19 protein-coding genes are annotated in these 25552 nt (G+C 38.7%); 10 read left to right on the forward strand and 9 right to left on the reverse strand.

The window, feature by feature from the left end:
• Positions 1-127: 127 nt before the first annotated feature.
• Positions 128-1192 (reverse strand): 23S rRNA (adenine(2503)-C(2))-methyltransferase RlmN, encoded by a 1065-nt coding sequence (gene rlmN / locus B3P23_RS18240; protein WP_045754599.1) that lies wholly within the window; start codon positions 1190-1192, stop codon positions 128-130.
• A gap of 305 nt (positions 1193-1497) precedes the next feature.
• Here rlmN and B3P23_RS18245 point away from each other — a divergent pair, with 305 nt between their 5' ends.
• Positions 1498-1983, forward strand: coding sequence for a GNAT family N-acetyltransferase (locus B3P23_RS18245; RefSeq protein ID WP_248755017.1), 486 nt, complete (start codon positions 1498-1500; stop codon positions 1981-1983).
• 54 nt (positions 1984-2037) lie between these two features.
• Here the strand turns inward: B3P23_RS18245 and B3P23_RS18250 are convergent, their stop codons facing one another.
• From B3P23_RS18250 to B3P23_RS18265, 4 genes are all read right to left on the reverse strand, one after another.
• Positions 2038-2619: a tRNA-(ms[2]io[6]A)-hydroxylase gene (locus B3P23_RS18250; RefSeq protein ID WP_293928590.1), complete on the reverse strand. Its 582-nt coding sequence runs from the start codon at positions 2617-2619 to the stop codon at positions 2038-2040.
• An 81-nt stretch (positions 2620-2700) separates the two neighbouring features.
• Entirely contained in the window at positions 2701-3741 is a 1041-nt protein-coding gene (locus B3P23_RS18255; protein WP_248755018.1) for an LLM class flavin-dependent oxidoreductase, read from the reverse strand.
• Positions 3742-4048: 307 nt separating this feature from the next.
• Complete coding sequence (locus B3P23_RS18260) at positions 4049-4747, reverse strand: AcvB/VirJ family lysyl-phosphatidylglycerol hydrolase (RefSeq protein WP_293928592.1); 699 nt, start codon at positions 4745-4747, stop codon at positions 4049-4051.
• Positions 4740-7334, reverse strand: coding sequence for a phosphatidylglycerol lysyltransferase domain-containing protein (locus B3P23_RS18265; protein WP_293928594.1), 2595 nt, complete (start codon positions 7332-7334; stop codon positions 4740-4742). Before B3P23_RS18265 ends, B3P23_RS18260 begins: the two co-directional genes overlap by 8 nt.
• A gap of 337 nt (positions 7335-7671) precedes the next feature.
• On the opposite strand from B3P23_RS18265, the gene B3P23_RS18270 reads away from it, so the two are divergent.
• The gene (locus tag B3P23_RS18270) at positions 7672-8910 is read left to right on the forward strand and encodes a glycosyltransferase (protein WP_248755021.1); all 1239 of its coding nucleotides are present in this window, start codon (positions 7672-7674) and stop codon (positions 8908-8910) included.
• A 7-nt stretch (positions 8911-8917) separates the two neighbouring features.
• On the opposite strand, the gene B3P23_RS18275 is transcribed toward B3P23_RS18270, so the two are convergent.
• Positions 8918-9973 (reverse strand): MBL fold metallo-hydrolase, encoded by a 1056-nt coding sequence (locus B3P23_RS18275; RefSeq protein WP_293928598.1) that lies wholly within the window; start codon positions 9971-9973, stop codon positions 8918-8920.
• A 459-nt stretch (positions 9974-10432) separates the two neighbouring features.
• Here B3P23_RS18275 and B3P23_RS18280 point away from each other — a divergent pair, with 459 nt between their 5' ends.
• From B3P23_RS18280 to B3P23_RS18295, 4 genes are all read left to right on the forward strand, one after another.
• The gene (locus B3P23_RS18280; protein WP_293928600.1) at positions 10433-10828 is read left to right on the forward strand and encodes a hypothetical protein; all 396 of its coding nucleotides are present in this window, start codon (positions 10433-10435) and stop codon (positions 10826-10828) included.
• A 167-nt stretch (positions 10829-10995) separates the two neighbouring features.
• Positions 10996-12084, forward strand: coding sequence for an efflux RND transporter periplasmic adaptor subunit (locus B3P23_RS18285; protein ID WP_293928602.1), 1089 nt, complete (start codon positions 10996-10998; stop codon positions 12082-12084).
• A 21-nt stretch (positions 12085-12105) separates the two neighbouring features.
• A complete protein-coding gene (locus tag B3P23_RS18290; protein WP_293928604.1) occupies positions 12106-15273 on the forward strand; it encodes an efflux RND transporter permease subunit in 3168 nt (1055 codons plus the stop codon).
• The gene (locus tag B3P23_RS18295) at positions 15266-16714 is read left to right on the forward strand and encodes a TolC family protein (RefSeq protein ID WP_094771895.1); all 1449 of its coding nucleotides are present in this window, start codon (positions 15266-15268) and stop codon (positions 16712-16714) included. The genes B3P23_RS18290 and B3P23_RS18295 overlap by 8 nt, the downstream gene beginning before the upstream one ends.
• 49 nt (positions 16715-16763) lie before the next feature.
• On the opposite strand, the gene B3P23_RS18300 is transcribed toward B3P23_RS18295, so the two are convergent.
• Positions 16764-17396: a hypothetical protein gene (locus B3P23_RS18300; protein ID WP_293928608.1), complete on the reverse strand. Its 633-nt coding sequence runs from the start codon at positions 17394-17396 to the stop codon at positions 16764-16766.
• Positions 17397-18252: 856 nt separating this feature from the next.
• On the opposite strand from B3P23_RS18300, the gene B3P23_RS18305 reads away from it, so the two are divergent.
• A complete protein-coding gene (locus B3P23_RS18305) occupies positions 18253-19977 on the forward strand; it encodes an amidohydrolase (protein WP_293928610.1) in 1725 nt (574 codons plus the stop codon).
• Positions 19978-20228: 251 nt separating this feature from the next.
• The gene (locus tag B3P23_RS18310; protein WP_293928612.1) at positions 20229-21593 is read left to right on the forward strand and encodes a Gfo/Idh/MocA family protein; all 1365 of its coding nucleotides are present in this window, start codon (positions 20229-20231) and stop codon (positions 21591-21593) included.
• A gap of 132 nt (positions 21594-21725) precedes the next feature.
• Here the strand turns inward: B3P23_RS18310 and B3P23_RS18315 are convergent, their stop codons facing one another.
• Together B3P23_RS18315 and B3P23_RS18320 are read right to left on the reverse strand one after the other, a co-directional pair.
• Positions 21726-22034, reverse strand: coding sequence for a hypothetical protein (locus B3P23_RS18315; RefSeq protein ID WP_293928614.1), 309 nt, complete (start codon positions 22032-22034; stop codon positions 21726-21728).
• A 35-nt stretch (positions 22035-22069) separates the two neighbouring features.
• Positions 22070-23104 carry a hypothetical protein gene (locus tag B3P23_RS18320; RefSeq protein ID WP_248755032.1) on the reverse strand — a complete coding sequence of 345 codons (1035 nt, stop codon included), beginning with the start codon at positions 23102-23104 and terminating at the stop codon, positions 22070-22072.
• A 363-nt stretch (positions 23105-23467) separates the two neighbouring features.
• Here B3P23_RS18320 and B3P23_RS18325 point away from each other — a divergent pair, with 363 nt between their 5' ends.
• Entirely contained in the window at positions 23468-24163 is a 696-nt protein-coding gene (locus tag B3P23_RS18325; RefSeq protein ID WP_293928617.1) for a hypothetical protein, read from the forward strand.
• A complete protein-coding gene (locus B3P23_RS18330) occupies positions 24160-25248 on the forward strand; it encodes a hypothetical protein (protein ID WP_293928619.1) in 1089 nt (362 codons plus the stop codon). The genes B3P23_RS18325 and B3P23_RS18330 overlap by 4 nt, the downstream gene beginning before the upstream one ends.
• Positions 25249-25552: the final 304 nt, after the last annotated feature.

The raw sequence follows: 25552 nt of genomic DNA on the forward strand, positions 1-25552 counted from the left end.
TAAATAAAACAAAATTAATCAAAAGAATCTATGTTACAGGATATTAGAAATTGCTTTACAACTTGCGTTAACTCCTCCCAAACGAAATGCTGAAAAGAAATATAGATCGTCTATGATGATGATTTGATTAAGCTTCTTGAGCTTCTTTATCTTTAATTGCTAACTGTCCACACGCAGCATCGATATCTTTTCCGCGGCTTCTACGAACATTGGTAATAATTCCTTGATTCTTTAGATAATTAGCAAATACTTCAATTTTATCAGCGTCGGCATTTACAAAACTAGCGAGTGAAATTGGGTTGTATTCAATGATATTGACCTTACAAGGTACATTTTTACAAAATCTCGCTAATTCTTTCGCATCTTCCAGATCATCATTGAAATTATCAAAAACAATATATTCGAATGTTATCGGGCTTTTTGTTTTTGCATAAAAATATTTCAGTGCATCTGCTAAAGCCTCTAAGGTATTTTGTTCGTTGATCGGCATAATCTCGTTACGCTTTTTATCATTAGCCGCATGTAAAGAAAGGGCTAAGTTAAAACGTACTTGGTCATCACCCAGCTTCTTGATCATCTTGGCAATACCTGCTGTAGATACTGTAATACGTTTCGCTGCCATATTAAGACCATCGGGAGAAGTGATACGTTCGACCGATTTCATCATATTCGCATAATTCAAAAGCGGCTCTCCCATGCCCATATAGACAATGTTCGTCAATGGTTGTTGGTACTTTTCTTCTGCTTGTCTAGCGATTAAAACAACTTGATCATAGATTTCGTCTGCATTGAGATTACGTTTACGATCCATGTATCCCGTGGCACAAAACTTACAAGTCAAGCTACAGCCTACTTGTGAACTCACACATGCTGTCATACGTTCTGGCGCAGGAATCAAAACTCCCTCAATAACGTTGCCATCATAAAGTGCAAAACTGCTTTTGATAGTACGATCAGAACTAATCTGCGATTGTTTGACTGTAACAGCACGAATAACAAAATTTTCTTTCAGCTTTTCTCGCAAAGGTTTGCTGAGGTTGCTCATCAAATCAAAATCCACACAAGATTTTGCCCAAATCCATTCGTAAATTTGTTTTGCACGGAAACCCTGCTCACCCATTTCAGTAAGCTTCTCTTTAATCTGATCTATCGACAGACTACGAATATCAATTATTTTACTTTTATCAGTCACACGACAAAGGTAAGGTTATTTCTATAAAAATCTTATTTTTATAATGTCATAAAAAGCCGAACTATCTGAATCATAAATTATTACTCTTGTCGATGTTGCTGCAATTTAGTTTACGCATCGGTCGTTCATTTCTTTTGTCCTTGAGATAGATACCAAAGAAGATACCTTAACTAAATGAAAAACAAGTTTATAATTCTTTAAAATACAAGATTAGTTTAAAATGCATCCAAACTTTTCCTAGTTTTGAAATGTGAATCGAGCAACATGTATTCCATGATAAACAAAAAACGATCATAACGCTCCAGATGGAAATTAAACATTTAGAACAACAGCATTATAATGATGTTGCACGCATCTATCAACAGGCAATCGATGCAGGAAACATTACTTTAGCTACAAAAACAAGCCCTTGGGAATCGTGGGATTATGACCATTTAAAAAACATGCGATTTGTTGCTCTGGAAGACAACACTGTTATTGGTTGGGTTGCTTTATCTCCTGTTTTACAACGAACGGGCTATCATGGAGTCACTGAACTCAGCATCTACATTGATGAAAATCATCATGGAAAAGGAATCGGTAAGATTTTGATGCAACATATCATCGCTAGTTCCGAACAGGCCGGTATATGGACAATCATGTCATTTATTTTTCCAGAAAATGAGAAAAGTATTGCATTGCACAAGAAGTTCGGTTTTAGTGTCTTGGGTACCCAACATAAATCGGCACAACTGAAAGGCGTCTGGATGGACAATTGTATTTTAGAACGTAGATCAACGATCATATTATAGTAAAAGCCCCATTTTCAATAAATTGAAAATGGGGCTTTTACGTTATCGTAATATTTATCCGTGGATCGCTTCCTTGGTACCGTATGATTGTATGAGTTTGCCTTCAAAATCCAGCCATTCTTTCCAACGTTTGTCCACATCTACATCGGTAGAAAATTGACGCGCAAAATTCAGAAAGGTAGTATAGTGATTGGCTTCTGAAACCATTAGATCATGATAAAATTTGGCTAACTCTTCATCTTTTATACGTTGAGACAAGACTCGAAAACGTTCGCAACTTCTAGCCTCAATCATAGCAGCAAATAGTAAGCGATCGATAAAGGCCATATTACGAGAACCATCTTTTTTATTGAATTTCATCAACTGGCCTACATAATCATCTTTACGTTCTTTGCCCAGGGTATAACCTCTTGCTTTAATGATATCAATGACCATTTGGAAATGTTGCATTTCCTCAATAGCAATTGCCGTCAATTCGTGCACCAATTCTTCATGTTCCGAATTGTACATAATTAGAGAAATAGCATTTGAAGCAGCCTTCTGTTCACACCAAGCGTGATCGGTCAGAATTTCTTCTAAATTTCCTTCCGCAATATTAGCCCATCTTGGATCCGTTAACAATTTCAATCCTAACATATTGTCCCCTCTATTTAAAAAAAACAAAGTTAATCATATCTCAGCGATATAAAAATGTTCCTGTAAAGTTTTGCACTCTCCCTATTCTCCTTTTTTAAGTGCTGCTCTTACCTGTGGAGCAATCTTAGTTCCAAATACCTCAATCGCTTTCATCATTTGAAGATGACTTGGTGCCCCTACATCCATATGTGCAGAAAAACGGGTCAGTCCTAGAGACTCCTGAATTTTCAAGATTTTATCTGTGGCATAATCTGCATCACCGATGATCAGATGCCCGTGTGAAGAACGACCAAAGTCATATTGCGTACGTTGATATGGAGGCCATCCGCGATCACCACCGATGCGATTCATCTGTGCAGAGTAAATTGGATAATAAGCATCTGCTACCTGCTGTGAATCGTCTCCAAAAAGAGCGTGCATATGCACACCTACCTGAAAATTATCCATATCATGGCCATTGTCCGCATATGCTTGTTGATACATCTCTACCAAAGGCTTGAAAGCCTCGTATGTACCGCCAATAATAGCAAACATGACAGGCAAACCTAATTTACCAGCACGAATCACAGACGATGTAGTACCTCCTATGGCAATCCAGATCGGTAATTTTGGTTGCACCGGACGCGGATATATCTGTTGATTCACTAAGGTAGGTCGAAATTTACCTGTCCAGTTGATGGTTTCATGACTATTCAATTTAATCAGTAAATCTAGTTTTTCCTCAAACAAAGCACCATAATCATTCAAATTATAGCCAAATAATGGAAAGGACTCAATGAATGATCCTCTGCCTGCCATAAGCTCAGCACGACCATTGGACAACACATCTACTGTAGCAAAATCTTGGTAGAGCTTTACTGGATCTGCCGAACTTAATACAGAAACAGCACTTCCCAATTTTATATTTTTAGTAACAGATGCAGCAGCGGCTAAGATAATTTCAGGAGCAGAAACAGCATAATCCGGACGGTGATGTTCCCCCATTCCAAAAAAATCAAGCCCGACTTCATCCATCAGTTTTATTTGTTCAATAATTTGATGTAATTTTTCTTGTGAAGATTGTATTTGTCCAGTTTTGGGATCAATATGCAAATCGCCAAACATTCCTATTCCTAATTCCATATTTTTCTATTTTTTTAAGATTAAACAAACATATCAATTATACTTCTTTAAAAAATTGACCTACAACAAGAAAATTAGATTTATTTTTTCTTGACTTGACATCTCCCTCCTATATCACACGTTCCATAGCATAAACAAGACCATCACTTCAACAACACACAGGAATGAGACTAAATTGAGCCGAGGGCCATACAACACATCGTAAACCAATGAACTATATTGTGTAGCTGTAGACATGGATGATCTTTTCACAGGGAGTAGCATGAAGCTCAATCAGGTGATTATTAAATCTTCCCCCATAATATCATTATTTCGATGCAAAATATTTCACTGTTGCCTTCACGAGCTCCAGTGCATTTCCATTAAAATGATGATTCCCTTTTAAAAAGATGGCTTGAAGATTTGCCAAACGGATATTTTTAATCGGGAAGTCACTTTCATCTTCACCTAATACGATCGCTGTTTTTATACCAATCATCTTATTGATTTCGGCAACCACATCCATGCTTCGTTTGATATTACTCCGACCGAGTAAATCTGATACGTGAATTTCCAGATCAGTAGAAGTTGATGGTTCAATAAGCGCAACAGCTTGCAATCTTTTTTTCCAATCTGCTGTCAATTTGTTAACAACAAATGGGATCACATCTGCACCAAACGAATATCCAACAAAATATACATGTTGATTTTTTCTTCCATCCAACAATTGCTCAACACTCTTTGTCAGTTGCTTTGCGATCTGATCGGCAGATTTTTTATCCCAGAAAAAGCTTTTAGAATTTACTGCCACGACAGTATATCCCTCTTTTCCCAAAAGTTCACAATAGCTCGAAGAAAAACTGTTAAAACCTCCGTCTCCGCTTAGAAAAAGTATCACTGGGTTATTGGGATTATTATTCCAAATTTTGAGCGACGATTCTTTCTGCTGGCCCATTACTGTTATTTTTATCAAAAACAAGAGTATCAATAATCCTAATTTTGTGCGTATCATCTGCATTCTATTCATGATCAGGCCTCATTACTTTAGACAAAGCTTGCGGCAGTTGTAACAAGTCAAAATCATTGCCAAAAATTAAGTACTTGTTTTCCCAGATCGTAGCATACTTCTCTTTAAAATCTCTCAAGCTCTGATAATGTTTAAAAGACCCCACTTTATCCGCAGCAAACTTCATGATCTGCTCTGCTGGATTATCTGGAGATTCAATGCCACTCATGGGTACCATACCCAAATTGATATATTTACTCCTTTTTTTTCGGGCATAGCTGACCAATTCAACAATCATAGCATCCATACATCCGCCTGGTGCTGTTTCCACTTTCCTAATGAGGTCATACGTACATTCCCCTTCGGTAAAATCAGGGATAATATTTAAAAATGAGACGACTTTAGCCTGATCGTCCTGTACGACGATCACATCTTGTTCAGCAATTGCTACAGCATCAAACTGCCCTTGTGAAAAAATCATCTCTTTCTTATCAAATACGGTCAACCACTCATCAGATACTCTTTTTAATTCCGCAATAAACTGATCATCATGAGGCGCTAACACTAAACGAGTTTTATATCCTTTTTTTTCTAAACTATTTAAGGCATTTCGAAGTGATTTGCGGCTTTTACCTTCCAAGGAAAACAGTGATACATCCATCAATGCCTCCTGTCCGATAACTATTTTTCTTTTCCGAAGCATATTAAAATAGGACAGGCTATTTTCATCTACGCGGTAATAAACAGATTTTAATCCCAAGGAAGCACAATACCGTTCAAATTCGGCAATGACATCATCTTTATCATCATAGGCACAGACGGGTTCATCTAAAACAATTGCAAAAGCTTGACTGATCCGATAGGCAACAAAGCCATCGGTTATTTTAGAAAAATAGAGTTGCTTATCTGCCGCAATTTTAAAATAATCCATAGGTGAACCGCCAAACTGCTTGAGTAATCCCTTTGCTCTATCCAAGTCCTGTTGTTCATTATCCTCTTCTTTAATTATTCGAGGACATAAAAATGTATAAATTAACAGCATCCAAGAAAAGAGTCCTAAAAAATGGGTGATATTCAAAAACTCTCGTCCAAATGTGGTTCGTGGGATCAACTCATCATTAAATAACAAAAAGCTTTGCATCGTATAATAAAGCGATTGCTGCCAAGTAAAATCAACACCAAAATGTTTTTTATCAATCACATAAAAACAAACAAAACCAAATAAACAGACACCGGCTAATGCAATGAAAAACGTTGCAAAACCAATTTGCATCCAATTTTTATTAATCTTGATCCGATATTGCTTTCGATTGGAAATCAATAAAATGATAATAAATAACGATACTAGTGCTTCTTCATAATCTAGTGCTTTACCAATATGACCCAACAACGATAAAAATGAAAAGATAAGAGCAATCCAGTAAGCGGACCGATATCCCTTAATGAGGTATGCCGCACTCACCATAAGACCTAATCCTAAAACCAAAACCATCAACTTCGATGCATGCATCGCTTCGATGGGTAAATAATACTTTTCCAGTCGCATGCGCTCAACCAAAGGTGGTGTAGCTACTGAAATCAAATTGATAATACCCAAGAAGAAAATAGCGATGGCTGGTAAAATACGGGCTATAATCTGTCGCCCTCTCCAGATAAAGGAGATAACACCAAAAAGCAAAGGCAACCAAAATTCAAAGGAACGATATATGATCGTAATACTCAAGCCTTGCTCTTTGCTATAACCATACGACGTTAGGATGTACAGCATGGTAAACTCTACGGCACCAAGTCCCCTCAAAAAAGGAGATACCATCATCAATACAACTGTGATGGTATAGGCTACGGCGGCCGCTTCAAAAGATACATGAGTTTGTAATGCGTGCATACTGATAAATGCGTGAGCAATACCACATAACTCAATAGCAATGGAGATACCAATAGTCATCCACAAATATCCCTTATGAATATGAGCAGAAAACAGCTCATGCATGTTAACAATCAGTTTCGGAAATTTTATTTCCAACCAGCGGTATAGGCCATTTTTAACTCTGATCGACCAAAAGAATATAAAAGAAAAGCCGAGCAAAATACCCAGTACAACTAATGAAATCCAAGCATTATCAAAACTTTTATGATCAAAAATAGTATACAGAATAATGGGTACACCTATGATAAAAACGGTCAGTAAACCCACATAGCCATATATTGCTCCTGCTTGATGAATTTTTGTTGCATTGAGCTCTTTCTTTCTTAATTGTGAGGTGGTATACGCCAAAGAGCTCACACCGCCAGCGGGAAGAAAAACGCTCAAAAGATTTCTTTTTAAAAACAACTCAATGGCATCCCATAGATTCAATTTTAAACCAATTGATCGAAAGCTAAAGATGTACATGACACCTTGTAGTAATATGTACATGATGGTTATCACCAACCCGACCAACAACCAATTGAAGTCTGCTGCTGCCAACTGCGGACCGATAGATGCAATTTCTTTACGTTCGCTTCTGAAAAATACAAAAGCCAACAAGACAATAAAAACAGCCAATAACTCTTTCCAATAGGTCTTAGGAGATAGTTTTTGGATTCCGCTTAGCAATAATTTCTTCATATCTGTACTGACAAATTAGCTCCACTAAATATAAAAAGTATTTACTCACATTAAATAAACAAATTGTAATCCTTGTTTTAAAACAAGATACATTTATTTATGGCCCGCAAATAATGCCTTGATATAAATGGAAATGAATTGATATATGATCGATCTATCACTCTGCAATCCCAATTTGGTCATACTTATTTTTTGTAATCATTCTTGATTCTTAGCATGTACGATTTGATCATCAGACCTGCGCGATGAATCCCTAGCACAATTATCTTCATTTGAAAAACAAGCATTTGAAAAAATAATGAATATGGTCTAACGCTTTTTGTGTAAATTTCCGTCGATGGAAAAACAAGAAATACTTTTTATCGGTCTAGTATGGCCAGAACCCAGCTCATCTGCTGCAGGATTTCGCATCATACAATTGCTAAAAAGCTTTCAGAATAATGATAATACAATCACCTTTGCTAGTGCTGCGTCTAAATCACCATACAGCGCAGATTTAAGTGCAATGGGTATCCATGAAGTTGAAATAAAGCTCAATGATGCGAGTTTCAATGAATTTGTTCAAGCGCTCAATCCTAATATTGTTGTTTTCGACCGCTTTATGACCGAGGAGCAATATAGTTGGCGAGTCGCTCAAGTGTGTCCCGATGCTGTACGCATATTGGATACAGAAGATTTACACTTCTTAAGGCACGCTCGCCAAACCAATACCAAGAGTGGAGAGCAATTTGACCAAGCCTTACTCTATTCAGATATTGCCAAACGCGAGATCGCAGCAATCCTACGTTCAGATATATCCATCATTATTTCTGAACTTGAGATGCAGTTATTGACCAATCAATTTGCCATCAACCCATCGATTCTTTATTATTTGCCATTTTTAGAGGAAGAGATTGATGAAGCGTGCGTAGCAAGCTGGAAGACATTTGAAAAGCGCGCAGACTTTATGTTTATCGGCAATTTTATTCATGAACCGAATTGGAACACCGTACAGTATTTAAAAACCAAAATTTGGCCGTTACTGAGCAGGCAGCTACCAAAAGTTAACTTAAATATCTATGGTGCTTATCCGAGTCAAAAAGTATTGCAGCTCCATAATCCCAAGGAAAGATTCTTCGTTCATGGAAGAGCTGACCATGCACAGGATACCCTGTCCAATCACCGTGTACTCTTAGCTCCTATTCAATTTGGCGCAGGTGTAAAAGGGAAATTTATAGATGCTATGCAAACGGGTACGCCATCGGTGACTACAAGTATCGGAGCGGAAGCTATGTGTGGTGATTTTCCATGGAATGGTTTTATAGCCAATGAACCTGAGCTATTTGTCGCAAAGGCTATTGAATTATATACCGACAAATCTGCATGGTTAGATGCTCAGCGCCACGGGATAGCAATCATCAACCAGCGCTATGCGAGAGACAAATTTGAAGACGATTTTTTAATGACGATTCGATTTATTAAAGCACAGCTTCAGGCACACCGTCAACAAAATTTTATCGGACAGCTCTTATTACATCATTCAGTATTAAGTACCAAATATCTATCCCTTTGGATTGAAGAAAAAAACAAAAAATAGTCTTATTTTATTTTAGATCTTCCCACCATTTACCATACTGTTTATTCATATTTTTCAGATAGACAATTTCGCCCATTGTAGGCGTTAATACAGGAATCCGTTGCTGCTCTGCATATTGACTGATAAGCTCAAGTGGTTCTTTCCAATCGTGCAACGCTAATGCAAATTTGCCCGAATGCACAGGTAAAAAATGTTTTGCACCTAAATCTTTGACTTCCTTTAAGAGTTCATCGGGCATCGTGTGAATGTAATGCCAAGCTTCATTATATTGACCATTTTCCAATATCGCCAAGTCAAATGGTCCGTATTTATCCCCAATTGTTTTAAAATGCCGACCATAACCACTATCTCCGCCCAAAAACAAATTATAGGCAGCCGTCTGCAATACAAAGGAGGTCCATAGCGTGGTATTGCGTTTGAATTTTCTTCCAGAGAAGTGACGTGCTGGCGTAGAAACAATTTTAAATTCATTACCAAGAAGAGTCTCCTCATACCAGTCCAGCTCTGTGATTTTGCTTTCGGAATACCCCCATCGCTCAAAATGCGCTCCAACACCAAGCCCACAAATCACCTGTTCAGTCTGAGGTTCCAGTTCAAGAATGGTTTCATAATCCAAGTGATCGTAATGATCATGACTGATGAGCAAGAGATCTATCGGAGGAAAGTCACCTGCCTGATAAGTGTATGACATATGGAAAGGCTTGTTACTACCTGGTACCGGCGAAGCATTATGCGAAAATACTGGATCTACCAAAATAATCTTACCGTCTATCTGCAACAGATAAGACGAGTGGCCAAACCAGATCATCAGATCATCTGCGGGTAAGTTTTTAAGATCCTGCTTCATGACCGGAAGCGGTACCTGAGGACTTCTGATAGCACGATCTTTAAACAAAAAATCATACATCACTCCCACAAAACTCTGCCCTTCTTTTAATGAAGGAGTATTTTCAAGATTTTGAAATTGTCCATCCCTAAAATTAGACGACTTCTTTACACGCTCCAAACGAGCACCACTGATGTGACCGCCAAACAGAGGCAGCGTTAAATAAACATTACCCATTACAATTAGTATAATTACACTAGTAAGAACTATCTTTAAACCTTTACCGATCTTCATTTCAACCAAACTTAGATAAATTTGTATTATTTACGATTATAATTACTTGATACTTTACAAATTCTTCTTCATTTGGAATTGATGATTATTATCCAATTATTGATCCATTTGCTACTATCCAAAATTATTTCATAACGAATAAAATAACGCAATCTTCGACGGCAGTTTATTCGTTTCTCTCATTCCTATGACAAACCAGCATTGGTGTCTGCTACTGGATGTATTCTGCCTGCAGACAATATTGGACTTACTATAATCAAGAAACCTCACAGCATAGTAGACGGATGACCATACGTTATACTTTAAATTAAATGAGTGGTTTATTTTTTTACAAAAAGCTGACAGTTAAAAAGTGTTAATATGGTGTAAGATATCATTCTTGATACTACTTTTACCGCCAATATGAGAGCGATATATTTACTGGTGCTAATTTTCAATCTTCTCCTTGTACAAGGGGATGGCCAGATATCGACTTCAAGTAACCTACACCGCAATTTAATTACATCAAATTCGTCTGTAAATGGGTTAAACGCAACAAAAATAAAAGTATCGCATGTTAACAGTATCTTCAGTAAAGCGATCAATGAACGCACTTACGACCTGACAGAAGATGATGTTGAAGATGAAATCGTATTCGAATCCCATTCCATTACAATTTTTAAAAATATTGCCTTACTTAGCTATGCCCTAGCATTAATTTTTATTCTTAAAAATTTAGACAGTCGCATATCGATTTTTAGAAAGCAACCTTTTACCCCTACAGACAAATACATTGCACAGCGCGTGCTTCGCCTGTGAATCCCTACTCACTTCAGTATCTTAGATCAATCCTAAAATAAACCGCATCAGCGTGTTATATTTTTTGTGCTGTATATCTTATTTTTTGATATTGTGCAACTGAAGTGTCTCCCCCATTCTAGAAATATCAACCAACTTATTTAAATATTATTATTAAAATTTCATTCATGAAAAGAATTAGCACAGGCATGTTCGTGTGTTTGTATGTCTTATTGATCCAAACCAGCTGCTCTCCTAAAAAAGAAGAAAAGATCGAGAACATTGAGTACCAAGTGACGACTCCAATATTATTGGATACCACGATTTCCAAAAACTATGTCTCACAGATCCAGTCGATCCGTAACATCGAAATTCGAGGTTTAGAAAAAGGATATTTGCAACAAATCTATGTAGATGAAGGGCAGACCGTACAGGCAGGTCAGCTTCTGTTCAAGATAATGCCCAAGTTCTATGAAGCCGAATATTTAAAAACACAAGCACAGGTAAAAGCCGAAGAAATAGAGCTAGAAAACACAAAGGCATTGTCCGATAAAAATATTGTATCGAAAAACGAATTGGCGCTAGCACAAGCAAAAGTTGATCAAGCTAAAGCTGAGATGTCACTAGCAAAACTACATGTGACAGCTACGGAGATCCGAGCACCTTTTGCTGGTACAATCAATCGCATTCCTTTAAAATTAGGGAGCCTTGTGGATGAAGGACAACTGCTGACCACCTTATCTGACAATAGTCAAGTATATGCCTATTTCAATGTATCCGAATCGGAGTACTTAGACTATCAAACTCATATTCAAAATAGAGCCAACAACGAAGTAAATTTACTTCTTGCCAATAATGAAGTGCTAAAGTACAAAGGAAAGGTTGAAACAATAGAGAGTGAATTTAACAACGAAACAGGAAGTATTGCCTTTAGAGCACGATTTCCAAATCCAGACAAACTACTTAGAAATGGCGAGACTGGCCGTGTTCAAATGCTTGTCCCATTAAAAAAAGCATTGATCATACCTCAAAAAGCTACTTACGAGATCCAAGATAAAATCTATGTATTTGTCGTAGATAAAAATGGTGTTGTAAAATCTAGAAATATCACCATCGGGAATGAACTGCCAGATCTATACCTCGTCTCTTCAGGATTGGCAGAGACAGATCGGATCCTCATCGATGGCGTTCAAAAAGTCAAAGACGATGATAAAATCAAAGTCGAATTTGTAGCACCACAGGAGGTGATGTCCCATTTGCAAATACACGCTCAATAGTTCCACCTTAAAAAATCAACGATGTTTAATAAATTTATTCATAGACCAGTCCTGTCCATCGTCATCTCCTTGATCATTGTATTTCTTGGTGTATTATCGATGCTCAAACTGCCCATTACGCAGTTTCCTTCCATTTCACCTCCTAAAGTAAATATTACTGCAGAGTACCCTGGGGCAAATGGTGAGTTGATGGTCAAATCAGTACTTATCCCCCTTGAGCGCGCGATCAATGGCGTACCAGGTATGAAGTACATTACATCAGATGCAGGTAATGATGGCGAAGCTTCTATCCAAGTTATTTTCAACTTAGGAACGGACCCCAATCTCGCTGCGGTCAATGTACAAAATAGAGTTTCTTCTGTGATCAATAAATTACCGCCTTTAGTCGTTCGCGAAGGTGTAAAGATCACGCGTGAAGAGTCCAACATGCTCGTCTACGTCAACTTATTCAGTAAAGACCCGAAAGCCGATCAAAACTTTCTCTTCAACTACGGTGATATCAATATCTTATCCGAGCTGAAACGTATTGACGGTGTTGGTGTTGCCGATATTCTAGGTAACAGAGAATATGCCATGCGTATTTGGTTAAAACCAGATCGCATGCTGGCTTACAAAATATCTGCTGATGAAGTGTTAAAAGCTCTTGATGAACAAAGTTTAGAAGCCTCTCCTGGTAAAACGGGCGAAAGTTCGGGCAAAAGATCACAAGCATTTGAATATGTCCTTAAATATCCAGGTCGATTCAATACCAAAGAGGGTTATGAAAACATCATACTGAAATCAAATCCTAGTGGTGAAGTACTGCGCGTAAAAGATGTAGCAGATGTCGAATTTGGAAGCTCCATGTATGATATCTACTCGACCCTTAACGGCAGACCATCTGCGGCCATCGTGATCAAGCAATCGTACGGCAGTAATGCCAGTGATGTCATTAAAAATATCAAAAGCAAATTGGCGGAGATCAAAGCGACCAGCTTTCCTAAGGGAATGGATTATGAGATCAGTTATGACGTGTCTAAGTTTCTGGATGCGTCGATCGAAAAAGTAATCCATACACTGCTCGAGGCCTTTGTACTGGTGGGTATTGTAGTATTTCTATTTTTAGGCGATTGGCGATCTACCCTGATTCCCGCTATGGCAGTGCCCGTATCATTGATCGGTACGTTTGCTTTTATGTCCGTGTTCGGGATTACACTCAACCTCATCACCCTCTTTGCATTAGTGATGGCCATCGGGGTCGTGGTGGATGACGCCATCGTGGTCATCGAAGCGGTCCATGCCAAGATGGAGGAAAAAAATCTTTCACCTTTAAAAGCGACCGAAGAGGCCATGCATGAGATTAGTGGCGCGATCATCGCCATTACACTGGTCATGGCAGCTGTGTTTATCCCAGTAGCATTTATGTCGGGGCCTGTCGGTATCTTTTACAAGCAGTTTTCCATCACTATGGCAACAGCCATTATTCTATCTGGCGTAGTCGCACTGACCCTTACTCCAGCATTATGTGCCATGATCCTGAAAAATGAGCATGGAAAACCGAAGAAAAAAACATTGCTCAATAAGTTCTTGACAAGCTTTAACAACCTCTTTACTACAGGAGCCAATCGCTATCAAAACTTATTGAGTAAAATCGTCAATAAACGATTGGTCACCTTTGTACTTTTAGCAGCCTTCTGTTCCGCCATCTTCTTTTTAAACAACAGCCTGCCATCGGGATTTATTCCCAATGAAGATCAAGGGATGTTTTATGCAATCATCCAAACGCCTCCTGGGTCAACACTAGAGCGGACAAATCAAATTGCAGAGAAACTCCAGTCCATCGCCATGAATATCGATGGTGTAAAGTCTGTATCGTCATTAGCCGGTTATGAAATTCTAACTGAAGGTACCGGAGCTAACACTGGAACCTGCTTGATCAACTTAAAAAGTTGGGAAGATCGCAAAAGCTCCGTTCAGGATGTGATGCACGAGCTAGAAGAAAAGTCAAAAGATATTACTGGTGCCACCATTGAATTTTTTGGGCCTCCGGCAGTTCCCGGATACGGTGCAGCAGGGGGATTTGAATTGCGCCTTTTGGATAAAGCGGGCTCTGGTGATTTCAAAAAAATGGAAACCGTAAGTAAAGATCTCGTCAAAGAGCTGAGCAAACGCCCAGAGCTAGCATCTGTATTTACCTTTTACAGCGCTAGTTTCCCACAATTTATGTTGCATATCGACAACGAAAAAGCCGAACAAAAAGGAGTGACGATTGACAATGCGATGAGTACTTTATCCACATTGGTAGGAAGTAACTACGAAACCAGTTTTATTAAATATGATCGGCAGTATAAAGTCATGGTACAGGCATTACCGCAATATCGTGCGCAACCAGACGATATACTCAAACTATACGTGAAAAATAATAGGGATGAGATGGTACCATATGCGGCATTTATGACACTGGAAAAAGTATATGGTCTTTCCGAAATCACACGACACAATATGTATAACTCTTCGGAGATAAGTGGCTCCTCGGCTCCAGGATATAGCAGTGGCGAAGCGATTAAAGCGGTTACAGAGGTAGCCAAGGCAACATTACCTAGAGGATATGGTATTGAATGGGCAGGTATTTCTAAAGATGAAGTTTCCCGAGGTAATGAAGCCATCTACATCTTTTTGATCTGTTTGACCTTCGTATACATGATATTAGCCGCCCAATATGAAAGCTTTGTATTGCCACTAGCCGTAGTACTTTCGTTGCCTGCAGGTATTTTTGGAGCATTCCTACTGCTCAAAGTATTGGGTCTAGAAAATAATATTTATGCTCAGGTCGCCATGGTTATGCTTATCGGACTGCTTGGGAAGAATGCGGTATTGATTATCGAATTTGCTGTACAAAAACACCATGCCGGCAGTTCTGTACTTGCTGCTGCTATTGAAGGTGCGGGTGTACGATTCCGTCCTATCTTGATGACTTCTTTTGCCTTTATTGCGGGTCTAGTACCATTGGCATTTGCAACCGGGCCAGGTGCTATCGGCAACAGGACCATCGGAAGTGCGGCAGCTGGTGGTATGCTAATCGGTACCGTATTTGGATTACTGATTATACCGGGACTGTATTATATTTTTGGAAAGATAGCATCCAGAAGCAAATTGGCAAGTTACGAAAACGAGAATCCTTTATCAGAAGAAATCGATCATCATGAATAATATCAAGATAAAAAAATGGATTGGAATAGGCTTGATCTGCGTTTCAGTAGCAAGCTGTAAGGTGCCGTCCGTTCCCATCATTAAAGAAAACAACATCGTGCCTGTCGCATATAATGACAGCACAACGACAGCTTTAAAAGACAGTACGAATATGGTCGTCACGCCCTGGCGTGATTTCTTCTCCGATCATTATCTCAGCAACTTGATCGATACCGCTTTGAAAAACAATCAAGAGCTCATGATCACCTTGCAGGAGATCGAGATTGCGAAAAGTGAAGTCCGTTTTAAACAAGGTCAGTTATTGCCGACAGTAGGAGCCAAAATTGGCGCCGGAGTTGAAAAAGTAGGACGCTATACCAGTCAAGGTGCTGGCGACGCAAGTACAGATATCGTTCCGGGCAAGAAATTTCCAGATCCACTGATGAATTACGAGGCTGCACTGACAGGTAACTGGGAGATCGATATTTGGGGCAAACTCCATGATCAAAAGAAAGCAGCCATAGCCCGCTATCTCTCCACGATGGAAGGCAAGAATTTTGTCTTGACCAATCTGGTTGCCGAGGTTGCTAACAGTTATTACGAACTATTAGCCTTAGATAACCAACTCGATGTGGTGCAAGAAACCATCAAATTGCAACAGAATGCGCTTGAGGTGATCAAAGCACAAAAAGAGGCAGCTCGATCTACGGAATTGGCGGTACAAAAATTCAAAGCTGAAATGCTCAATTCGCAAAGCTTGGCTTATGAGATTAAACAGGATATTCAAGAAACGGAGAATCGGATCAATCTTTTATTGGGTAGATACGCTCAAAAGATTCCACGGGACAAAAATAGCTTTTTGACCATGGTATCACCTGCAGTTCATAGTGGCATCCCTTCACAGTTATTGGCAAATAGAGCAGATATCAGAAAGGCTGAGCTTGATTTAGCTGCTGCAAAATTAGATGTCAAAGTAGCACGTGCCGAATTTTATCCTTCTTTCAACATCTCGGCAACTTTGGGTTTAGAAGCTTTCAAGCCCTCTTACTTTGTAAAGATGCCAGAGTCGATGTTATACTCGCTTGCGGGAGAACTTGCTACACCATTAATTAATAAAAATGGTATAAAAGCTGAATTTAGTAAAGCAAGCGCACTCCAGTTGCAAGCGATGTACAACTATCAGCAAACGATATTGAGTGCATATGCCGAGGTGTCAAACAACCTATCGAAGATCAGCAATCTGCAAAAAAGTTATGATCTCAAATCGCAGCAGGTAGAAGCTTTGACCAAGTCAAATGATATCTCCAATGATCTGTTCAAGTCTGCCCGAGTTGATTACTTTGAGGTACTCATGACACAGCGGGATGCTTTGGAAGCAAAATTAGAACTGATCAAAACAAAAAGAGATCAGTTGAATACCGTAGCCGTTACCTACCGTGACCTCGGAGGTGGTTGGAAGTAAAGGGGCTGAGTGATTAAAATGCGCTTACTGAATGGTAAGCGCATTTATATTATCTTGCCATTAAGCTTACCACTTCACTCCAATCACCAATGCCATGTTTATTTCGAGCGCGAACTCTCATGTAATAGGTAACACCGGCTGTAGTAGGCGAAAAAACATTACCATAACTTGTACTTGTCTGAAAGCTTTCTTGCCATAGCGGTTGTTCAAATCCATCCAACTGACTTGTGATCTCGTATTCATAGATCAACGCGTAGGGTTGTGATTTAAATTTTATTTGTAATTGATTTTGTTGTTTACCATCAATTAAAGCTACCTGCAATAAAACACCAGGAACTTCTGGGGTACGGGGATCACGCTCAAGCACCAGACCAGAACTCAATAAAATAGATCGAGAACCCTCTGCAACTGTATTGACATAAAATGAAAGACTTCGAAGGGTTTTTACTAAGATTTGTTTGCTATCATTTTTTTCCGATCGTTCCAATATACTTCCTCCTCGACTAGCTTTCTGCCACTTGATTTTAAAGTCTTGCATCTGCATCTTGATCTCTTCTAAACTGATCGGCAAATCGGTCAATAAATGGTGTCCCTCCAAGCAGTCTACGACTTTTCCAATCAATGTATTGAACTCGTGATCATTAATTCCTGAATAATCCATAATTACTTTTTTCTTTCTCATACTGGATGCTTTGATGAGCTTAAGCTCGTTGAAATAATATTTATGATGTAGTTTCCGGATACACATCACACAAACATAAATTGATGGCAGATATAAACAGAAATCTGGGACAAAATGGGACAACAAATGGAAATGTGGGACAGTAAATATGAAATGTGGGACACCCGAATGAAAATATCTGCCCGATAAATGTGGATCCAACTATCATTTCTGTTGCCCAAATTTATCTAGAGCAACCTCATTATAGAAGAAATTGAACTACCAAATTCGGTTAAGTAATTACTATTTTTAAAAAAGTGATTACTTTATATACTGAAGTGATTACTTTTTTCTACTGAAGTGATTACTTTTTTCTACTGAAGTACTCACTTAAGAAAAGCAGTAAAGCATTAAAAAAAAATCATAATCCATATTATTTATAAAAAGGAACGGTTTATTTAATATAGGATATACTGATTATGAATAACAAATTTATAAGTAAAGAAAAGATAACCATATCTGCTCATAAACGACCACAGTACAAATATGTATAATCACAATATGATATTAAGTCAATATTTTTCAGCAATAGTGCGATGCATATTTTTTATTTTTAAGCATCATTAAATGAAAAGCAACTATTTTTTTCTAAAATAGCTGCTACCAAAATCTAGAAGGCAGTCCATGATTCAGCTCCTTTTTATATAAAAAAAACGACAGCCTCAGGATTACAGCTCTTTTCATTTACTCTTAAAATTAAACAAGAGTTTATTGATCTCGTCCATACTAGTCAAAAGTCACAAACAATTTTTCAAACATTAAAAGTAAAAAACAGTTTATATTAAAAACTACCGATAGATTTTAAACAATAGTTGTTATGTGGAAAAAGTACAATATTAATGTGATCTTGTTTGTCTGTATACTAGCCGGTTGCAAAAATGTAAAAAATGATGCAGACACCCTCTATTATGGAGGTCCCATATTAACGATGGAAGACACTATTCCTCAAGTGGAAGCATTAGCAGTAAAAGATGGAAAGATACTTTTTGCGGGAACGAAAAAAGAAGCTATGAAATACGTTGGCTCCAATACGAATGAGGTCAATTTGGAAAATAAAACGCTCATGCCTGGTTTTATTGATGTACATAGTCATATCACTTCGCGTGCCGGTATGTCACAAGCGGTAGATCTTTCTCCCAGCCCATATGGCAAGGTAAATCGTATTGCAGACTTACAAACGACATTGCGAGACTATATCAGTAAGCATCAATTGGATGCAACGACTCCTGTGCTGGGTAATGGTTATGATGATGCCATCATGACCGAGCATCGCCATCCTACGCGTGAAGAACTCGACGCTGTCAGCAGTTCAAATCCAATTATCGTTATCCATGCTTCCGGTCACGCGAGTGTGATCAACACGGCGATGTTCAAACTATTACAGATACCGGAAGATGTAAAAGATCCTCAAGGAGGTCATTATGGACGCAATCCAAAAACGAATCGATTAAATGGAAAACTGGAAGAAAATGCAAGTTTTACCGCATTGATAAAACTAACGGCATTACTTCCCAAACCTCCTGAAACAGATAGCCTCTCGCAATCAATGAAAGATTTTTTGGCTGCTCAAGATGAATGGTTTAGCTATGGGCAGACTACGGTTTGCGATGGAAGAACCATGGGGGTAGGACTTACTTTGCTCCGTGAAGCGGCTGCGAAAAAATTAATCAAAGCTGATGTTGTCTATTTCCCCGATTTTGAAGCAAATAAAAAGGAATGGCAATCGTTTTTACCACATTATATGAAATACGAAAACAGGCTCAAATTTGGTGGGTTCAAATTCTCGGATGACGGTTCGCCACAAGGAAAGACAGCTTGGTTGACACAACCCTATCTCGTTCCTCCAGAGGGACAAAGCAAAGATTATAAAGGCTTTCCAATATTTACAGATGAAGTGCTCTACGCAGATTTAAAAACAATCTTTTCAAAAAATATCACGGCCCAACTGCATGTCAATGGAGATGCTGCGATTGATCAAGCATTGCGTGTCATCGAAAAATTAAAACAAGAAGGAATCTACAAACCTGAACTTCGAGCAACCCTCATTCATGTGCAAAATAGTAGACCAGACCATATTGCTAAAATTAAAGAAATTGGCGTAATACCATCTTATTTTTCGGCACATACCTATCTATGGGGTGATTGGCACTACAATAGTGTTTTTGGCCCAGAGCGAGCAGCATTTATAAGTCCTGCCAAAGCGGCTAAAGATGCTGGAATAACATTTACCATCCATCACGATGCTCCTGTGACACCGCCAGATTTGATCACCGGTGTATATGCTGCGGTGAATAGAATAACACGTTCGGGGAGGGTACTCGGTCCAGACCAACGCATACCCGTGATCGATGCGCTAAAAGCGATCACCATCAATGCGGCATATCAATACCAAGAGGAAGATACCAAAGGTTCTTTGAAAGTTGGCAAGATCGCTGACTTGGTGATACTCAATAAGGATCCATTAACCATAGATCCAAAAGAGCTGAGGTCGATACAGGTGCAAGAAACAATCAAGGATGGTAAAACAGTATTTAAAAGATAGCTACCATAACAACTAGCTATAGGATCATAAAGCGAAAGGGGGTGAAATAAAATAAACCCTCTTTTTGTAGCCCTAAGTCTATCATCTTTTATGTATACCCATATGAACCATCATGTTAAATATTTATGAAGAACTATATTTAAATTTCCATCTTAAGACCATCAAAATAAATTTATAGAGAAATAATTGCCAAATAATCATTATATTGAGTTCTTTGTTTTTCTCATAGCGAACAATATATAAACCAATTCATGATGGCGAACTTCAATCTAAACCGCAGAAAATTCATTCAAAGCACGAGCGCAGTTTTAACATTGTCTGCTTTGCAGGCTAAAGGACTAGCTTTTACTCGTCAAAATAAAAACATGCGCGTAGGACTAATTGGCACAGGTTGGTATGGCAAAAGTGATCTTTTTAGACTTATGCAAGTCCATGATATTGATGTAGTTGCTCTGTGTGATGTCGACAGCAGACATCTACAAGAAGCAGGAAGATTGATCAGTGAGCGCCAAATATCACGAAAGGTTCCAAAGCTTTATAATGATTATAAGAAAATGCTTGCAGAAAATCAGTTGGATCTTGTGCTGATCGGCACGCCAGATCACTGGCATGCCAGACAAGCGATTGATGCCATGCGGTCGGGTGCCCATCTCTATCTCCAAAAACCGGTCAGCATCGATGTCCTAGAAGGTGAAGCGATCCTCCGTACAGCAAGAAAATATAACAAAAAGGTGCAGGTAGGTACCCAAAGAAGAAGTACAGCCCACCTCATAGATGCCAAAAACAGAGTCATTGATCAAGGAATGCTTGGTAAAATATCACATGTCGAAATGTGCTGTTACTACCATATGAGAAAAAATGGCAATCCACCATTAGAAGCTATTCCTCATTTCCTTGACTATGAAATGTGGACTGGCCCTGCTCCTTTACGTCCATATGACGGTTTGCCACACGGTGGATGGTGGCGCACTTTCATGGAGTATGGAAATGGTATCACCGGTGATATGGGTATGCACATGTTTGATACTGTTCGTTGGCTATTGCAGCTCAAATGGCCTAAAAAGATCAGTGCGACAGGAGGAATTTACGTTCAGAAAGAAGGGAAATCCAATATCGCGGATACACAGACGGCAATTTTTGAATATGATGATCTAAACTGTATATGGCAACATCGAACATGGGGAACACCTGCAGATCCAGAATATCCGTGGGCATTTATTATCTATGGAGATAAAGGGACGCTAAAAGGAAGTGTTATGAAATATGAATTTATTCCAGTTGGTAATGGAGAGCGCATTGGTATGGATGTCGTTTATGAGAAAGAAAAATTTCCAGCAGATCTCAATGAACCCCGGATCGAATTGCATACAGCTCCTGCCACTCGGCAGCATATGCTCAATCTACTATCGGCGATTAAAAATGACCATCTCCCAGTGGCAGATATCGAAGAGGGACATATCTCAACGGCAAGTTGTATTCTCGCCAATCTATCTATGTTATTGAATAGACCACTGGTCTATGACCCTATTAAAAAAATATGTGTTGATGATCCTGAAGCGACCAAATTATTAAGAAGGACTTATCGGGCACCTTGGCAACATCCGTTTTTGGATTAATTAATTAAATCCTTGATAAGGATAAAATATAAGTTCGGCAATTTATATTAATTTTTGCCGAACTTATATTTAAAATTTATGAAAGAGATTGAAACAACTGAGAATTTGTTCGGCACAATCCCGCTCACAAGACTATTCCATTAAATAATTCCAACTTCTATGAATATCTTTTATCTCCCAAGATTCCACTTTAGTTGTGTAATTATTAAAATTAGTGGTATCCCATTTGGTGATGTGATAGCCCCTGCAGAGCTTACAATAGTAAGCTCTCTTGCAAGCATATTTTCCCATCCGATGTTTGATACGCTTACCGTCCGTCTTGTTTCTAATCCGTGATTTGAATTTAAATTGGAGCATTGCCCCCTGTGCTTCGATCATTGATGGAAATCCAACTTTTCCAGTTGCACGGCATTTCCATCTTCTCCCCTTTGCTGTCTCCATGATCTGTTCATTTAAAATGTTTATATTTCAGTAAATTATTCCTTTTCAATAGGCACCTGAAGCATGACCCAGCCCTTGATACGTTTAGCAATTTTTGCTGATACCTCAAAATCGACCTTCCCTTCAAAAGGAACTTTCAGTACAATCCGAAGCCTTCCCCCTTTCAAGAGATTGCAAGCGTGTATCATATCGGCAGCTACTGCATGATAGCGGCCTATCTTCTGTACAAATCCATTTGTGTCACGTACCACTTCATTTAAGCTCCGTTGCTCACAGGCTATAGGCTCACCCATGTCCGTCTTTAGGTAAAGCTGTACGATCGGCGTATTATTATTGTTCTCAAATGCAAATAGACCCAGTTCGGAATACATAATTTTTTGAGTGAGAAATCTGTTGTTGAGTAAAAATTCCTCCTGCTCTGGATCGATTGATTTTACACGAATAAGATCTATTTCTTCCGTTAGATCCGTTTCCGTTTCAGCCCCCTCTGCCACAGTAATTTCTTCGGCCTCATTTTCAATCGATGACATGCTTTGTAACTGTTCATTAAGAATTGAAATCTTGAGATCCCGATGCAGGACCATCCGCTCTAATTCAAGAATAGAGCACCTCCTTTTATGATCGAGAGCAACAAAAAAACAGCTTGTATACAAGATATTAAAGAACAGGACACCACCAAAAATGACCAATAGCGGAAGCCAGAGCCACTCATCCTTCGGTATAGCCACAGGTCTAATCACCCCAAATAAAAATAGTGTAGGCAGTAAACAGCAAGTGAAAAGTTGGGTAGCAAAACGTTTTTGTGGATTCAGTAACCAGTTCTGCTTTCTATCAAGTACGATGATCAATGCCCGGATATAAAAGAAAGCTAGGAATACGATCAATACATAAAACAGATAGCTGACAACGATCGAGGTGTTTTCAAGCCAGGCAGCAGCAGCCCCAAGGTAACCCAGATACCAGCATACACCGCCAAAGGCAAAAGAAGCAATACATAACCAAATAAAATCTGGATAATGCACGTCTACTTCCGTACCCTTGGGATACATGATCAATTGGCTACTTTTCATAATTACTAGTTTTAATCGCACACTGCCCCATAGCTGCTAAATTATTAAACAGCTATGATAGCAGTGTATTATGAAATTTCTTGTCAGTAAGAATTTTTCGTTATCTAAATTTAGCCAATATTTCGATAAGCAGTATACTTAATTAGGAAAACGTAGCTTTCAGATTCATCATAAAGTGGCAATAAGTATCTTAAATCAAAAAAACAACTCCCTTCGCTGTTGCAATTCCAGTTCTTATTGGGAAAAGAAGACTCTTAATGTAAAAAATATGCTCTTATTGAAATATATATAACATTTAGACAGAATAGCTGTGTTTATGGGTAATTTTAATTCACAATAAACAAATGATATAAATCGCTGCTTATGAGAATAATAAACAAAAATTTCAGCTTGTTCAGTCGCAATTATATACTTATCATACTAGCAGTCTTAGTCACATTGTATGGACTTTTTTTAGCATCAACATTCTATTTACAGGTCTACAGTATTGGCTTACTTGTTTTGCTTATTCCTTGTTTGGAGATTCGCAGTCATCAGGTCGTGATGCAGCTTTTCTTTATTTTTTTTATCTGCATGATGATCAGCAGTATTTCAGTTTTTGATCGCCTGCCCTATAAGTTGCTACTGGTTTCACAGCCATTTTGGATCGCTTTAAAATATGGAATAGCCTTAGCTTTAGGTCTATGCAGCCTTGCATATTTCTTATTTTATAAAAATACAAACCTGATCAAGATCTGCTGTATTCAATTTCCGATCATGATTATTGCCTGCACCTGGTATATACGTATGATCCTGATCTTGAATAACTGTCAACATATACCAAATGCAAAATCGGTACACATTCCAGCAGTCGTGATCCAAAAATGCCCTGTCTGTTGTGATATCCATGAACTATGGTTTTCATTTCATCTTGAAGGTAAAGATCACCATGTTTCTATGGATGTCAATCCCAGATTGCATGAGCGTAGCAAAGAAGGTGATACACTTATATTGCAGGTGCACCCAGGCGCATACGGCTGGCCCTGGTACCATAAAGATATCAAAAGGAGGTATAAATGATCGTAAGTCTACAATCCCTTACACTACAGGTAGAAACCCTCGAACGTCTAGACGCGAAGGAAATACCATCTCGGTTATATTCCATTTCAGTAGCTTGTTCCGATAATTTTTCTGAGTCATTGCACGCCTATCGTCAGGCAGGTAGCGTCGATACCGCCCGTCAGGCGGTACGCTTATACCACACGCAATTACTTCGTCTGCACCAAAAGCTCAATAACTTCTGTTTGGATCGAAATATAGAAGATCGCAGTGCTTTATCAGCCCTAGAAGAACTGCTCGAGCGGATTGAATTTTTGTTTAAAAACGATATCGATCCGGGTACAATACTTCCTAATCATTATCAGCACAAGATTAGGACATATGTCGAGAACCATATCCACAGCATATTTGACAGATTAACGAGCAAGCAGATCCCTCAGGTATACTTGGACGAAATCCATTCCGCGATTAACAGTCTTTTTGAAGAAGGTAAGATCCCTTATATCCAATATCGGCACCAAGATTATATCATCCAGTTTGTGGATGCACTGCACCAACTGGCCAAAGACGACCGCAGCAATAAAAACTGGCAATTTCGCTTTTTGGTATTGATGATCAACTTCAATTTTAACCATATGGGCTTTTTCAACCGCTGGAAAGAAATGTATATGGACGATCCATCCTTTATGGATGGCCTCTTGCGCTTTCCCAAACATTTCTCCTGTATCCGGGGCTTTGCTTACAATAACAATAGCACCAGTTTACTCAAACTGATGTGCGAATATGTCCAAACTAAAACCAATGGATCACACCACGCAGCCATTGATCAAGTCGAACAATACCTCCATAGCAACTTCAATGGCAAAGAACTTACGCTCTGGATGGATCTATGCGTCAAAGCCGGTGTCACGCAATCTTCAGAAAAAAAAGAAGTGGCCTATGAATTCTCTAAATTGATCAAAACCAAGGATGGAAAATTACTTTCAACACATAGCCTAACTAAAAGTGATAAAACTGCAGAATATGAAGCTGCCGCAAACATTGATCAAATATTAATGGTCATGCGGAGCGCATTACATAAAAAATTTCCTGATTTACGCAGTTAAATACAAAAAAATGAAAAAAGTAGGGGTATACCCCCATTACCCCTACGATTCTTGCGGAATAGTATTGAAAAAAGTAGCCTAATTGATCTTGATACCCGAAATCATCAAGCAGGCAAAATCCCCTAAATTCCTTTCCATTACCCCCTCAACCCATTCAAAAGCCCTTTAAAGCGTACATCACCTTATAAAAACAAGCTTTCACTACCCCTACGGTCAGCATTTTTCCATATTATCTTTGTTTTGAAGCGTACGAATAAGCAGAAGCTGACGCTTAAACAGGTCGCCCCGTCACAACGGGGAGTAA

Origin of the sequence: Sphingobacterium sp. UBA6320, from assembly GCF_002440335.1 — a bacterium.
In the GTDB taxonomy this organism is placed as follows: domain Bacteria; phylum Bacteroidota; class Bacteroidia; order Sphingobacteriales; family Sphingobacteriaceae; genus Sphingobacterium.

What these genes read in the sequence shown, in the direction of transcription:
- B3P23_RS18245 (WP_248755017.1), top strand. Translation starts at nt 1,498, where the DNA reads ATGGAAATTAAACATTTAGAACAACAGCATTATAATGATGTTGCACGC.
- B3P23_RS18250 (WP_293928590.1), bottom strand. Translation starts at nt 2,619, where the DNA reads ATGTTAGGATTGAAATTGTTAACGGATCCAAGATGGGCTAATATTGCG.
- B3P23_RS18255 (WP_248755018.1), bottom strand. Translation starts at nt 3,741, where the DNA reads ATGGAATTAGGAATAGGAATGTTTGGCGATTTGCATATTGATCCCAAA.
- B3P23_RS18260 (WP_293928592.1), bottom strand. Translation starts at nt 4,747, where the DNA reads ATGAATAGAATGCAGATGATACGCACAAAATTAGGATTATTGATACTC.
- B3P23_RS18265 (WP_293928594.1), bottom strand. Translation starts at nt 7,334, where the DNA reads ATGAAGAAATTATTGCTAAGCGGAATCCAAAAACTATCTCCTAAGACC.
- B3P23_RS18270 (WP_248755021.1), top strand. Translation starts at nt 7,672, where the DNA reads ATGGAAAAACAAGAAATACTTTTTATCGGTCTAGTATGGCCAGAACCC.
- B3P23_RS18275 (WP_293928598.1), bottom strand. Translation starts at nt 9,973, where the DNA reads ATGGGTAATGTTTATTTAACGCTGCCTCTGTTTGGCGGTCACATCAGT.
- B3P23_RS18280 (WP_293928600.1), top strand. Translation starts at nt 10,433, where the DNA reads ATGAGAGCGATATATTTACTGGTGCTAATTTTCAATCTTCTCCTTGTA.
- B3P23_RS18285 (WP_293928602.1), top strand. Translation starts at nt 10,996, where the DNA reads ATGAAAAGAATTAGCACAGGCATGTTCGTGTGTTTGTATGTCTTATTG.
- B3P23_RS18290 (WP_293928604.1), top strand. Translation starts at nt 12,106, where the DNA reads ATGTTTAATAAATTTATTCATAGACCAGTCCTGTCCATCGTCATCTCC.
- B3P23_RS18295 (WP_094771895.1), top strand. Translation starts at nt 15,266, where the DNA reads ATGAATAATATCAAGATAAAAAAATGGATTGGAATAGGCTTGATCTGC.
- B3P23_RS18300 (WP_293928608.1), bottom strand. Translation starts at nt 17,396, where the DNA reads ATGAGAAAGAAAAAAGTAATTATGGATTATTCAGGAATTAATGATCAC.
- B3P23_RS18305 (WP_293928610.1), top strand. Translation starts at nt 18,253, where the DNA reads ATGTGGAAAAAGTACAATATTAATGTGATCTTGTTTGTCTGTATACTA.
- B3P23_RS18310 (WP_293928612.1), top strand. Translation starts at nt 20,229, where the DNA reads ATGATGGCGAACTTCAATCTAAACCGCAGAAAATTCATTCAAAGCACG.
- B3P23_RS18315 (WP_293928614.1), bottom strand. Translation starts at nt 22,034, where the DNA reads ATGGAGACAGCAAAGGGGAGAAGATGGAAATGCCGTGCAACTGGAAAA.
- B3P23_RS18320 (WP_248755032.1), bottom strand. Translation starts at nt 23,104, where the DNA reads ATGAAAAGTAGCCAATTGATCATGTATCCCAAGGGTACGGAAGTAGAC.
- B3P23_RS18325 (WP_293928617.1), top strand. Translation starts at nt 23,468, where the DNA reads ATGAGAATAATAAACAAAAATTTCAGCTTGTTCAGTCGCAATTATATA.
- B3P23_RS18330 (WP_293928619.1), top strand. Translation starts at nt 24,160, where the DNA reads ATGATCGTAAGTCTACAATCCCTTACACTACAGGTAGAAACCCTCGAA.